Origin of the sequence: Solibacillus sp. FSL K6-4121 (genome assembly GCF_038002585.1) — a bacterium.
Lineage (GTDB): Bacteria > Bacillota > Bacilli > Bacillales_A > Planococcaceae > Solibacillus > Solibacillus faecavium.
Map to the genome: position 1 here is coordinate 786,234 of NZ_JBBOCS010000002.1, position 13,343 is coordinate 799,576.

15 protein-coding genes are annotated in these 13,343 nt (G+C 36.1%); 8 read left to right on the forward strand and 7 right to left on the reverse strand.

Annotation, left to right across the window (positions count from 1 at the left end; genetic code table 11):
- Nucleotides 1-203 precede the first annotated feature (203 nt).
- Both cls and MHH95_RS13315 read right to left on the reverse strand, forming a co-directional pair.
- Nucleotides 204-1,652 carry a cardiolipin synthase gene (gene cls, locus MHH95_RS13310; protein ID WP_340727978.1) on the reverse strand — a complete coding sequence of 483 codons (1,449 nt, stop codon included), beginning with the start codon at nucleotides 1,650-1,652 and terminating at the stop codon, nucleotides 204-206.
- Nucleotides 1,653-2,203: 551 nt separating this feature from the next.
- A complete protein-coding gene (locus MHH95_RS13315) occupies nucleotides 2,204-2,836 on the reverse strand; it encodes a hypothetical protein (RefSeq protein WP_340727979.1) in 633 nt (210 codons plus the stop codon).
- A 604-nt stretch (nucleotides 2,837-3,440) separates the two neighbouring features.
- Here MHH95_RS13315 and MHH95_RS13320 point away from each other — a divergent pair.
- On the forward strand, nucleotides 3,441-4,439 hold the full coding sequence (locus MHH95_RS13320; RefSeq protein WP_340727980.1) for a formamidase: 999 nt from the start codon (nucleotides 3,441-3,443) through the stop codon (nucleotides 4,437-4,439).
- 190 nt (nucleotides 4,440-4,629) lie between these two features.
- On the opposite strand, the gene rsgA is transcribed toward MHH95_RS13320, so the two are convergent.
- On the reverse strand, nucleotides 4,630-5,691 hold the full coding sequence (gene rsgA, locus MHH95_RS13325) for a ribosome small subunit-dependent GTPase A (RefSeq protein ID WP_340727981.1): 1,062 nt from the start codon (nucleotides 5,689-5,691) through the stop codon (nucleotides 4,630-4,632).
- 610 nt (nucleotides 5,692-6,301) lie between these two features.
- On the opposite strand from rsgA, the gene MHH95_RS13330 reads away from it, so the two are divergent.
- The 7 genes from MHH95_RS13330 (at nucleotide 6,302) to MHH95_RS13360 (ending at nucleotide 10,726) form a co-directional block, all read left to right on the forward strand.
- Nucleotides 6,302-6,817, forward strand: coding sequence for a GNAT family N-acetyltransferase (locus tag MHH95_RS13330; protein ID WP_340727982.1), 516 nt, complete (start codon nucleotides 6,302-6,304; stop codon nucleotides 6,815-6,817).
- A 9-nt stretch (nucleotides 6,818-6,826) separates the two neighbouring features.
- On the forward strand, nucleotides 6,827-7,429 hold the full coding sequence (locus MHH95_RS13335) for an FMN-binding negative transcriptional regulator (RefSeq protein ID WP_340727983.1): 603 nt from the start codon (nucleotides 6,827-6,829) through the stop codon (nucleotides 7,427-7,429).
- A gap of 128 nt (nucleotides 7,430-7,557) precedes the next feature.
- Nucleotides 7,558-8,085 carry a YceI family protein gene (locus tag MHH95_RS13340; RefSeq protein WP_340727984.1) on the forward strand — a complete coding sequence of 176 codons (528 nt, stop codon included), beginning with the start codon at nucleotides 7,558-7,560 and terminating at the stop codon, nucleotides 8,083-8,085.
- 670 nt (nucleotides 8,086-8,755) lie between these two features.
- Nucleotides 8,756-9,013, forward strand: coding sequence for a hypothetical protein (locus MHH95_RS13345; RefSeq protein WP_340727985.1), 258 nt, complete (start codon nucleotides 8,756-8,758; stop codon nucleotides 9,011-9,013).
- Nucleotides 9,014-9,314: 301 nt separating this feature from the next.
- A complete protein-coding gene (locus MHH95_RS13350; RefSeq protein WP_340727986.1) occupies nucleotides 9,315-9,791 on the forward strand; it encodes a DUF5412 family protein in 477 nt (158 codons plus the stop codon).
- A gap of 2 nt (nucleotides 9,792-9,793) precedes the next feature.
- Nucleotides 9,794-10,447: an HAD hydrolase-like protein gene (locus tag MHH95_RS13355; protein WP_340727987.1), complete on the forward strand. Its 654-nt coding sequence runs from the start codon at nucleotides 9,794-9,796 to the stop codon at nucleotides 10,445-10,447.
- A gap of 21 nt (nucleotides 10,448-10,468) precedes the next feature.
- Nucleotides 10,469-10,726, forward strand: a complete 258-nt coding sequence (locus tag MHH95_RS13360; RefSeq protein WP_340727988.1) for a translation initiation factor 2 — start codon at nucleotides 10,469-10,471, stop codon at nucleotides 10,724-10,726.
- A 51-nt stretch (nucleotides 10,727-10,777) separates the two neighbouring features.
- Here the strand turns inward: MHH95_RS13360 and MHH95_RS13365 are convergent, their stop codons facing one another.
- From MHH95_RS13365 to MHH95_RS13380, 4 genes are all read right to left on the reverse strand, one after another.
- A complete protein-coding gene (locus MHH95_RS13365; protein WP_340727989.1) occupies nucleotides 10,778-11,035 on the reverse strand; it encodes a hypothetical protein in 258 nt (85 codons plus the stop codon).
- A gap of 53 nt (nucleotides 11,036-11,088) precedes the next feature.
- Nucleotides 11,089-11,340 carry a hypothetical protein gene (locus tag MHH95_RS13370; RefSeq protein ID WP_340727990.1) on the reverse strand — a complete coding sequence of 84 codons (252 nt, stop codon included), beginning with the start codon at nucleotides 11,338-11,340 and terminating at the stop codon, nucleotides 11,089-11,091.
- Between the two features lie 473 nt (nucleotides 11,341-11,813).
- Nucleotides 11,814-12,545 (reverse strand): alpha/beta hydrolase, encoded by a 732-nt coding sequence (locus MHH95_RS13375; protein ID WP_340727991.1) that lies wholly within the window; start codon nucleotides 12,543-12,545, stop codon nucleotides 11,814-11,816.
- Between the two features lie 9 nt (nucleotides 12,546-12,554).
- Nucleotides 12,555-13,340, reverse strand: a complete 786-nt coding sequence (locus tag MHH95_RS13380; RefSeq protein ID WP_339216720.1) for an ABC transporter ATP-binding protein — start codon at nucleotides 13,338-13,340, stop codon at nucleotides 12,555-12,557.
- Nucleotides 13,341-13,343 lie beyond the last annotated feature (3 nt).

Genomic DNA, 13,343 nt, shown 5'->3' on the forward strand with positions numbered 1-13,343 from the left:
GCACATTTGAGTGGATCTTCCGCGCGATGCTCCTGCGGTTACTCGTCGCAAAATAAATTTTGCCATTCCCGGAGGAGTCACGGTCCCTCCACTCCAATCAACTTATTAATCGCTTTAAATAAAGTGAGATATGATTTCTCTAATGATTTGTAATCAAATAATGAACGTGAACAAATCGTTTCCGCCTAAGCATCTAGTTAAATTTATAATATTGGAGATAACAAACGTGACACTGATTCACGGACTCTAGTCCATGTTTTTCGTTTTTCAAAAAGCTCTTTTGTTAATTCGAAACTCTCTTTTATATCTGCTTCGAATAGCTCTCTACACTTAATCGCCAACCGTTCATCATATAAAATCGCATTGATTTCGAAATTTAGACTAAAGCTCCGGACATCAATGTTTGCAGTACCGATTGTTGCTAATTCATCATCGATCACAAGCATTTTAGCATGAAGGAATCCTTTTTTATAACGATATACTCGACCACCAGATTCAAGCAGGTCTCCACCGTATGCAGAATTAGCACCATATACGAAGGGATGGTCTGTTTTTTCAGGCGTCATAATGCGCACATCGACACCTGAAGAGGCAGCAATTTGAATTGCATGCAAAAATGCCTCATCAGGTACATAATAAGGGGTTTGAATATAAACATATTTTTTAGCGCTTAAAATCATGCGAATATATGTGTTTTTAATGGATTCAAAATCTGTATCCGGGCCACTCGATACAATTTGGACGGGTGTGTCCGCATCGACTGTAAATGAGGGGAAGTATCGTTGCTCGACATCTTTCAGTTCTTCATTCCTTGCCTGATGCCAATCAAATAAAAAATGCGCCTGCATATTGTATACGGAATTGCCTTCTATACGTAAATGCGTATCTCGCCAATACCCTATTTCGTCATCAAGACAGGCATACTCCTTACCGACATTAAAACCGCCAATATATCCAATCCGACCGTCTATAATAATGAGTTTTCGATGATTCCGGAAATTAATTCGAGGATTGAATAATTTCAAATACGAGGAAAAGAAAGCTTCTACTTGTCCACCGGCATCCATCAATTTCTTTAAGTCTTTTTTACGTAAAGTACGTGAACCTAAATCGTCGTAAATCATTTTTACTTCAATGCCCTCTTTAGCTTTTTTAACAAGCGCATTAAAAATACTTTTTCCGACCTCATCCATTTTGTAAATGTAATATTGAATATGAATCGTTTGCTTCGCATTTTCAATATCTTCAATGACAGAGCGGAATTTTTCTTTCCCTTCAGCTAAAATCGCAACATCATTTTTAGAACTTAATAAAGCGTGATTGTAATCGACATTCATTTTTATTAACCCTTGATGCTTTTTTGTAATCTCGTTTGGAAATTCATACGTTCCTTCTGCAAGGGCGGAATGCTGATCCTGGAAAGCCTCTATAGATTCTTCCTGTTGAACAGCATGCCAGCGAACGAAATGCTTCTTTTGTAAATTTCGTCCCAATAATAAATAGAAAATGAACCCAATAACCGGTAAGAAAAATAGGACAAAAAGCCATGCCCATGTTGATGAAGCACTTTTACGACTGATAAATATTAGCATGAGTGCAAATAAAATATTCAAAAGGTACACAGTAACCATCAAAAAACCTAAAAGTGTCATTAAAATCACCTCGTTTCTTTTTTTATACTTGTAAAATGTTTGCAGTTTTTTCAAGTGATTAACTATTCCCTCAAATTTAGAAATCAAGACATGTAAGCCAAAATTTATTTATTCGTCCTAACACTAAAATACCGCTTACTGTATTAGTAAGCGGTCAGACTGTAGCCATACTTTTAAATAGTGTTTGTTTACAGTTTTTTATTTTAAAATTAATTGAATCTAGACATCGTTGATTTCCGTTCCGGGACCGATGCTTTCCCCGGGCACGGCTCCAGCTAACTAACTTGAGCCTACGACGGCAGGCCCAAGTTAGTGGATCTTCCGCACGTGCGGTTCCCGGTGGAGTCACGGTCCCTCCACTCCAATCAACTTATTAATTCCTTTATATTAAGTGAGGTAAGGTCTAATATGACTAGCAATCAAATTAATTAACAAGAAATAGGGTAAGAACGTTTGAACAACTTGTTCCCGTAAACGCACCTAGAAGAACTCTCGTAACCTTTTGTCGACAACCTGACCGCTTACTGTATCAGTAAGCGATACCTTTATTACTATCTAATTTCCATTTCATACTCTAACTTTGCTTTTTTAAAGCTATAGTGTAATGAGTATCGTTGAAGTCCTTTTGCTGCTTCAACTGACTGTCGTGCAAAATGGTCAAATGCTTCTAAATTACGTTCTGTTAATGCTAATTGTGCTTCAATCCCGTACTTCATCCATTCGGACTTCAAGGAATAACTAATAGCTTCTTCCCGATTTCCGGCTACTGCGGCAATTAATGCTTTACCATATGGACCATTCTGATTATCCATTAATTGATCTGCGTAGTATTGAGCACGTTCGAAATCGTCGAGACGAATTGCACGGTTCATTTCATATGTATTTTTAATAACCGGTTGTTTATAGTGAGCAATAATTTTTTCCATTGCTTCGATTTCCTGTTCTTTTGTGCCGACTTCCAACGTGTGTATGTAATTCATTACTGGATCTTTTTTATGCTTTACAATATATTTTCTGATTTTCGCTAAATTTGTAGAAGCGTATGCAATGTAAAACATATAGCCAATTGAACAAAGAGCAAAAACTAGAATGATGGAGATAGATACTACAAATGGCCAATCAAACATGGCACTTAGAAAACCTACTGCTAAGCCTAAAATTACTACATAAACCCAATTTATCATTTTTTCACCTCTTTTATTTACTCCATTTATTATAGCGTAATAATAATGTTATTCAATCCAGAGATCATAAAGCAGATGTTCCCTTTCTATGCACATAACGTTAGAAAAACTAACATATTAAAACTAAAAATCAGGCTATCAAGAAGAGACCTGCCACAAAAGTACGCTTATCTGTATATAGACCCTATATAATAAACCGTTTTCATTATATTTTATACCGCTTTCATTGTTAAATGTGTAAAATGTTACATTCAATATATTTTATATGTCATAATATCTAACATAAAACAAAGAAAGGAGGATAATCAATTTATTTAAAACAGTGTAACATTGCGCTGTTTTCAAAAAATAATATAAACGGAGAGTGTTGCTTTGAAGTTTGCTGAATTAATAGTTATAGCTATTTTTTATCCTGGTATTCGTTTATCATAGCTTGGTTCTTTGCAGCTGCTACAGCCATTTATTATGTTGTTATTAAAGATGTACTTAATGTTAGAAAAGAAAGTGTTGAATTAAGATTTAACGCTCGACAGGTTTCAACATCAAATTAGTTTAATAAAAATATTTTCAATATTTCAAATATTATATTTTGGGAGGAATTATAATGGGTAGTATAGGAAGTATGGTTAAACCAATGAATGGATTTTTAACGGCATTAATTCAATATCCGGTACCAGTAGTAAATTCTAGAGCGGATATTGATGCACAAATTCAGCAAATTATTAAAACTCTTCATTCAACAAAAGCTGGTTATCCTGGAGTTGAATTAATTGTTTTCCCTGAATATAGTACACAAGGTTTAAATACTAAAAAATGGACTACAGAAGAGTTCTTATGTGACGTACCAGGAGTTGAAACAGAAATGTTTGCTGCAGCTTGTAAAGAAGCTGAAGTATATGGTGTCTTTTCTTTAATGGAAAGAAATCCAGAAGGTGGAGATCCGTATAATACAGCTATTATTATCGATCCAAACGGAGAAATCATTTTAAAATATAGAAAATTAAATCCTTGGGTTCCTGTAGAACCATGGAAAGCGGGAGATTTAGGACTTCCTGTTTGTGATGGACCAGGTGGTAGTAAATTAGCTGTCTGTATCTGTCATGATGGTATGTTCCCTGAAGTCGCTCGAGAAGCAGCTTATAAAGGTGCTAATGTTCTAATTCGAATTTCTGGATATAGTACACAAGTGAATGATCAGTGGATTTTAACGAATAGATCCAATGCATGGCAAAATTTAATGTATACCCTTTCCGTTAATTTAGCTGGTTACGACGGCGTATTTTATTACTTTGGAGAAGGTCAAGTGTGTAACTTTGATGGAACGACTTTAGTCCAAGGACATAGAAATCCATATGAAATTGTTACAGCTGAAGTATATCCGGAATTAGCAGATCAAGCTCGAATTAGTTGGGGACTTGAAAATAACATCTATAACCTTGGAGCCCGAGGTTACGTCTCAACACCAGGTGGAGTGAAAGAAAATCCATATACATTTGTAAAAGATTTAGCAGAAGGTAACTATAAACTGCCATGGGAGGATAAAATCAAAATCAAAGATGGTTCTATATATGGTTACCCGGTAAAGGAATTGGTTGAAAAATAAAATGTTTACACGAGGCTGGGACAAACCCCACCTCAAAACCAAGAGCCGTTCAAATTTTACGATGAGTAAAGTTGAACGGCTCTATTATTGTGTCTACTTCTTATCCGTTGTTCCCCGTTACGGCGGACGCTTTCCTAGGGGCACGATCAAAAAGCAGATGTACACTTTCTATGTACACCTGCCCGTTCATTCATTTCATTTTCTTTATGCTTTTTGAGACTTGCTTCCATTTGCGTTTTTCTGCAAGCTGGGCATCGGTATTTGCCTTTTTCTCAATGTATACGAGCTCGCGTTGCAATTTGAAAAAGCTTGTTAGTCTAGCCGATTCCAGTTCCCCTACTTTTACTGCCTTCAATACAGCACAACCCGGTTCATTTTTATGTTTACAGTCCCGGAAGCGGCAATTGTCGGCCAGTTGATCAATATCAGAAAAGCTAGCAGATAAACTGTCTCCTTGATCCCAAAGCTGCAGCTCACGCATACCTGGTGTGTCGATTAAGCATGCCCCGGACGGTAAAACTACGAGCTCACGATGTGTTGTCGTATGACGCCCTTTCGCATCGTCTTCACGGATATCGGATACTTTCATTTGGTCAGTATTCAATAATGCATTTGTAAGAGTGGATTTTCCTGCACCGGATGAGCCTAATAATGCGGCTGTTTTTCCTTCTGTCAAAAATTCCTTTAATGCTGAAATCCCTTCGCCTGTAACCGCACTTACTGTTAAAACGTCTACACCGAATGCGACAGACTGCACTGCTTCTATAAGCGCATTTTCATCTTCACAAAGGTCTGCTTTTGTTAAAACAATGAGCGGTGTCGCACCTGAATCCCATGCTGCCACTAAATAGCGTTCTAGGCGACGGACGTTAAAATCTGCGTTCATACTCATGACAAGTAAAATATAATCCACATTTGAGGCAACAATTTGTTCATCGACTTCTAAGCCTGCCATTTTCCTTGTGAATTTTGATTTACGGTCAAATAAATGATGAATAATGGCGCGCTCTTCTCCCGGCATTTGTTCGATTATAACGAAATCCCCTACTGCCGGATAATCCTTTCTTGAAAAGGAATGATATGCAAAGTTTCCGGATACTGATGCCAAAAATTCACCTTGTTCTGTTAAAACCCGGTATGAATGCTTATGTTCTAAAATAATACGTCCAACTAATCTTGTTGCACGGTCAAACGTTAAAGTTTGTAATTGTGTTTCAAAATATTTTGTAAAACCAAGTTGTTGTAAATTCAATGAAATTGCCTCCTAATGGCGTATAGTATTGGATTGTTTTTAGGCAAACAAAAAACCTTATGACCGCAATTTTGCCCGTCATAAGGTCTCATACGCACAGTGAAGAAGCGTGACACTTCTATACTAGAAGGCACAAAGATGGCGAATGTTATATGACAAGCTAAATTGCATCGTTTCAATCTCATGTAATTTTGTCATTGTCATCACCATCTTCCTTCAATAATTAATACAACTATAACAAATTATAGGAATTTATGTCAATATAATTTTACAGATAATTTTAAAATAATTCACTAATAGAACGCTTCAAGCTTTCGGTAAATTGGTTTGAAAAAAATTGAATATTTTAGAAAATTATGAAACAATTCAGATAGAACAAAATCGGAAGGAGTGTTTTATCGATGAGGAAATGGGCTTTTTCAACTATAATTTTTATTGTGTATTTTATCGTGTTATTTACTATCGTTAATTCACTGGTTTCGTTTTCTTCAACAATAATCAATTTCTTCTTTTCTATTCTATTTATTTTTATCGTTCTTTTTTTAACAGTATTGACTGCCAGAAGGCTTTCTCTTTAGAGGAAAAATATTTAAAGCGAGGTATTCTACATATGAACATTCAACTAATACAATGCACTACAAACAATTTAACAGACTTGCAATTGATAGGCCGTGATACGTTTTATGAAACATTTCATGATCAAAATAATACGGAAAATATGTCCACTTACTTAGACGAAGCTTTTTCAACTGAAAAACTAACAGCCGAGCTCCAAAATCCGTACTCACTATTTAAGCTGCTTTTTGTAAATGAGGAGCTTGCGGGATATTTAAAAGTGAATACCGATGAAGCTCAATCAGAAAAATTGGGACCTGACTACTTAGAAATTGAAAGAATATATATTTTAAGCCGTTTTCATAAGTTAGGTCTAGGGAAAGTCTTAATGGAAGAGGCAATGAAAATTGCGCTACACATGCAGAAAACTAAAGTTTGGCTTGGTGTCTGGGAACAAAATTCGAATGCCATTGCGTTTTACGAAAAAGTTGGCTTTCAAAAAACAGGCACTCACTCATTTTTCATGGGTGAAGACGAGCAAATTGATTTTATTATGACAAAACAATTGTGAGGCGAAAAAATGTATATTCCAAAGCAATACCTATTAAAAGATGAACAGAAAATTCGTCAGTTTATTAAAGAGTATAGTTTTGCATCGTTTGTTTCAATGCATGATGGTGTGCCTTCTGCAACGCATTTACCGCTTTATTTAAGTGCAGATCATCAATACCTATACGGACATTTTGCACGTGCAAACCCTCAATGGAAAGACATTGAAGGTCAACAAGTGCTTGCAATTTTCAGCGGTCCGCACAGTTATATCTCCTCTTCCTGGTATGAAACGAAAGATTCGGTGCCTACTTGGAATTATGTAGCGGTTCATGTAAATGGATCTATTGAGTTTTTAAAGGATGAAAAAGAAATTCGCTTATCATTGCATCATTTAATTGATAAGTACGAAACTCCAAATAGTACATACGATGTCAATGCAGTTGATTCGAATTATATGAACAGCTTATTAAAGGGTATTGTGCCTTTTAAACTTCACATTACTTCTATAGAAGCTGTCGCAAAGTTAAGCCAAGGTCATTCAAAGGAGCGACAAGGGCTCGTTATTGAAGAATTATTAAAGAGAAATAACGGATTTGATGCGGAAATTGCAAAATTAATGAAGGAAAACTAATCGCTATTAAAATATATAACTTTTACCCGTATGAATGATTTGACACTTTTATCCTAATATGGTAAATTTATCTCGAATTCAAGATAAAGATTGTCTTGGAGTTTCATAATAGTTGGGAGGAATTTAACATGGCAAAATGGCAAATCGATCCGGCACATTCATCAATAGGTTTTGAAGTTAAGCACATGATGGTTTCAAAAGTTAAAGGACAGTTTACTAACTATTCAGCAGATATTGAAGCGGATGATTTAGCTGACTTAACATCAGCAAACATTGATATTTCAATTGATGCAACAAGTATTACGACGAACAATGATGATCGAGACAATCATTTAAAATCAGCAGAATTCTTTGACATTGAGCAGTTCCCTAACATTAAATTTAAATCGACAAGCATTTCAAAAGATGGGGACGATTATAAAGTATCAGGCGATTTGACAATTAAAGATGTTACGAAACCGGTTGTACTTGATGTAGAATATGGCGGTAAAGGGACAAATCCATGGGGCGTAGAGGTTTACGGTTTTGAAGGAAAAGCAAAAATTGACCGTGAACAATTCGGCTTAACATGGAATGCTGCTCTTGAAACTGGTGGCGTATTAGTAGGTAAAGATATTAAAATTAAATTAGAGCTTGAGTTAAACCCAGCACAATAAATTACATGTCGAGGCTGGGATATAACCTTCCTCTATATCAAAAGCAGTCCAAGTAAAGTGAAATTTGGACTGCTTTCTTTCACTTCGCCTTAGTAGCCGTTGTTCTCCGTTACGGCGGACGCTTTCCTGGGGGCACGAGGCCAACAGGATGTTGGTCACAAAAGCGTTGCCACAAGACGTGGCGTTTTTAGCTTTTGTTCCTTACGTCTCTCCCACGTGCTCCTGCGATTACTCGTCGCAAAATAAATTTTGCTTGTCCCCTAGGAGTCGCCGCCTATTAAAAAACTATCAATTGAACAGCTTTTTGGGGTTTCTATTTCCTTTGTAATAGCAGTATCTATTGCCTTTGTTTGTATATTTTTTGGTGGGAATTGGGTTGTAGATCAAATTCCAATCAAATTTCTTAGTGTTGGAGTTTTTATTCTGATTGTCTTATTTACTTTATCAATCGTACAGTTCTTTTTTGGGAAAATCTTATTTAAAATTACAAAGGGTTTGTTTGGTTCTTCATATATTCATATAAATGAAGAAAATATAAGAGAGTAACCCGTTAAATTTGTGAAAGGATGTACTTAAAAAAATGGGTGCGTTGATCAAGGGATTAACGCTCTTTTTATTGAATTCCTTATTGTAGAAACGGGGCAGTTATGTTCAACAAGGATAGTGATTTTTGTGGCAAAAAAGTTATAGTGGAGAGGTGATTGTATTGAAAATGGTAGTCGGAACAATAATCGGTTTTTATATCCTGAGTTTTTGGATTTTCCCCTTTATTTATCAATTTATATTTCCTTGGGGTGGTGTTTCTGAAACACATTTACATCCGATTTATATGGGATTAATTTTACTTAGTGGACTTATTGTAGCTTGTACAAAGATTATATTGGAAGAAATTAAGAGGAAAAGTGACAATAATAATACTGAGAAGTAGTGTTATTCAACTATCGGGGGCTTTAGTATAATAAGAAAATAAAGCAAACGGAACTTCCAACTTATTGAAGTTCCCTTTTTTCTTTAGTTTATTTTCAACAATCAACTTTAACAGAGCCAATATTTAAGTATTCTACCACTAGATTTTAATAAGTGGCACTATGCAACCTTCCTCCCCTATTGCCGTCCTCATTTAAAACATTATTTTCCATATAAGAGGTGCTTATTTGCGTAATTTTTATTCGGCGGTTGCGATATTTTGTTCAAGCATTGCATTTTTGTTTTTTTGCTTTTATTTGATAATGAATACATTATGGACATTTTCCAATATGACCCTGATTGTACTGAACATTCTCTTTGTAATAGTCATTTACATTCTAATAAAAGAGTTTAAACAGCTTAACCTCTCTAAAAAAATTATCGCTATCTTCATTAACACAGTTTCCTTTATTTTCATGGGACTCATTCTAGTGTATTTTGCATTAAAAATACTCATTTTTTCAGTTGGTGGTGCAGAACATTTATTCACTTCCAATTCACCAAACAGACATTACACGCTTGATTTTTACGCATTTGATGCAGGTGCGATGGGAACGTTCGGTATTCGTGCTGAACTTGATGGTCCTTTAGGCTTTAAAAAGCAACTCTATTATGAACGGCATGGAGAAGAAGCCGATATTCAGTGGGTTACAGATGAAATTGTTATCATTAATGGTCATAAACTAAATTTAAAAAGTGGCGACACTTTCGGTTATACAGTGCCGGAGAGAGGAAAATAACGATGAAAACAGCAATTATTTTTGATATGGACGGAACATTATTTCAAACGAATCTTATATTAGAACCCGCATTGAAACAGACTTTTGAATATTTACGTGAAAACGGACTTTGGTCAGGTGATACTCCTATCGAACAATACCGTCAAATAATGGGCGTCCCATTAAATGTCGTATGGGAAACTTTATGTCCGGATCTTACAGATGAAATACGAGAGCAGAGTAATGAACATTTCCAGTTAAGGCTTATTGATCAAATCCAACAAGGAAATGGAGCATTATATCCAGATGTACTCCCTACTTTACAAAAGTTGAATGATCATTATCCTTTGTATATCGCGAGTAACGGTCAAACGGCATATTTACAGGCCATTGCAGCACATTACCGTTTAGACCGCTGGATAAAAGCGGTTTACAGCATAGATTGTGTCGATACGAATAACAAATCTCATTTAGTTCAGCACATTATGAAAGAACATCATATTACCAATGGCTATGTAGTTGGCGATCGTGCTTCCGATATCAATGCAGCAATCGATAACAATTTAACATCTATAGCAGTAAACTTTGATTTTGCACAACTTGATGAATTAAAAAATGCTCATTTTATAGTGGATCAGTTTATACATATTTTTGATATTATAAATAGACCGGATTAAAAATGGAAGTGTGGTGTAGGTATGGATAAAAACAATGATGTACTTAAATTAAGTTTGATTTTTGCAATTATCGGTCTAGTATTCATTGTATTTAATGGTCACTTCGCAAATGGTTTTGGGTCTGTCTATCTTCAATCAAATGGAGGGATGATGGATACCGGGGAATATTTATTTATGAAAACGAGTTATGCTAATGCTTCCCTAGTCATTGGTGGGATTTTATTTAGTGTTAGCTTCCTTGCTATGATATTTAGTTGGTACCAGTGGAAAAACAAATAACAATAGGAAAGGCATCGATTTTTTTCATCCGATGCCTTTCCTATTTTTCTATTATGCCTTACCGCTTTTATATTTTTCCTGAACGGAAGTTTCCTGAACGGGTTCATCCGGCAGGCGATTATACGATTCTTTCTCAGTTATCAATTCTTTATCCTGCTGAACTTCTTCTACATGGCTTCGTTCGTTATAATTTTTCATTTCTTCATCATTCCGTTCATCCGGTAATCGATTGTACGATTCCTTAACGGTTACAATACTTTTATCTTGTTCTGGTGTTTCTACGTGACTTCGTTCATTGTAATTTTTCATTACTTCATCATTCCGTTCATCCGGTAATCGGTTGTACGACTCCTTAACGGTTTCTACTTTTTTTTTTCCTCATTCCCATCTACATGACTTCGTTCATCGTAACTTTCCATTTCTTTATCATCACGCTCATCTGGTAAGCGATTATAGGACTCTTTATTTGTCTTTAATAATAGGTCATCTTTAATTGATTCATTTTGAACATTTACATGCTTTGTCTCATCAAACTTTTTCACTTTTCGATCGTCACGTTCATCCGGTAATCGGTTGTATGATTCTTTATTCGTTTCAAATTCTTTGTTTTCCATCATGCATTCCTCCTACTGATTTCAGAAGTCCCTAAACAATGTTAGGAGCTTGGTAGTTTATCTTTTCCCTTAATAAGCTGTATAAAAACATTTTGCATAACTAGCTGTACAATTAATTAGTAAAGACAATAAAAAAAGCCTTCTAAAAGAAAGGCTCAGACTGTTGACAGACTCTTAAAATGTGTTGTTTAGCATTGAACCGTTGATTTCCATTCCGGGACCGATGCTTTCCCCGGGCACGGCTCCAGCTAACTAAATTGTGCCTACAACGGCAGGCACAATTTAGTGGATCTTCCGCGCGTGCTCCTGCGGTTACTCGTCGCAAAATAAATTTCGCTGTTCCCGGTGGAGTCACGGTCCCTCCACTCCAATCAACTTAGCCATCACTTTAAATAAATACGTTTGAACAAATTGTTCTCTAGAGACATTTTGTCGACAATCTATCTTAGCCTTAAGAAAGGCCTTTCTTTCAATCAGTTTGATTTTAAAAAGCGTAAAACTCGGCTTAATGTCGTTGGAATGACCGATGCATGATTTTCATCTTCTGCTATAAAAAACTCACTGTTAATTCCCTTTTGAATTGCTTTTGTATAGAAGCTTTCGGCATCGACTACCATATCGCCTTCATTGCCCCCTACAGATATATATAAATGTGCAGTATAACTATGTTCTACGTGTTGCAATCGGGTTACTATCTCATGATTATTCCACCAAATCGATGGACTTATTGCAGCATATTTATAAAATATATTAGGATAAGTTAAATAGCTCCACAGCACGAACAGTCCACCTAATGAATGGCCATAAATGGAGATTTTATTTTTGTTTATCGTGTATTTTTCCAGAAGCAACGGGATGATTTGATGTATAAGATAATCCATGAAATACTCCGCGCCGCCAGCCGGTACTTCTTTCATTGCTCTACCTCGGCGCACTGGAAAATGATACTCTGCTGCAGGGGCAGTAAAATCATAAAATCGCTGTTTTTGAATATCTTGTTCCTGATGCCCAATTCCTACAATGACTGCAGGCTCTATGTTCGTCTTCACACGATTGCGGATTTGGTTTGTTACTGTTTCATGGAATAGCTTACTATAGCGTGTTCCATCCAACACAATAATAACAGAAAAGCCATTTGCAGGAGGAGCTTCGTCCGGTACATAAATATCCAATATATAAGGATAGTTATTATAGTTTGATTGCATTGTATTCACCTATTTCATTAAATTATAAGAAAAGCAGACTGGCACTTGATGCTCCGTATCGACTATAATTTTAGCATCAATTTGGAAAACTTCTTTTAAAACTTCTGTAGTCATTATTTGCACTGGTGTACCGGTATGAAGCACTTTGCCTTTTCTCATAACAATGAGTTCATCCGAAAACCGTGCCGCATGGTTTAAATCATGCAGCACCATAATAATGGTACAACCAAAATTTTTATTGAGCTGCTGTACAATTTCCAACACTTCAAGCTGATGTGCCATATCTAAATATGTTGTCGGCTCGTCCAGCAGTAAAATATCCGTCTCTTGTGCCAATGCCATCGCCAGCCAAACTCGTTGACGTTGCCCTCCGGATAATGCCGCTAGTTCTCGGTCCCGAAACTCCTCTGTATGTGTCACTTCCATCGCCCAATTAATTTTATCTATGTCTTCTTTCGTAAGACGCCCAACATTTTTCCGATGTGGATAGCGACCGTAAGCAATCAGCTCATGTACTTTTAACTGCCCTGGAGCAGCAGGTGATTGTGCTAATAAGGCAAGTTTTTTTGCTATTTCCTTTGTCGACATCGTATTCATATTCTCCTCTTGAAGGAAAATATCACCGCATTCCTTTTTTAAAATGCGCCCAATCGTTTTCAGGAAAGTAGATTTTCCGCAGCCATTCGGTCCAATAATCGTCGTAATCTTCCCTGTTTGAATTGATACATTTAAATTCTCGATAATTCGCGTATTTTCATAACCTGTAGTTAATCTTTCGACTTGAAATGCATACATAAC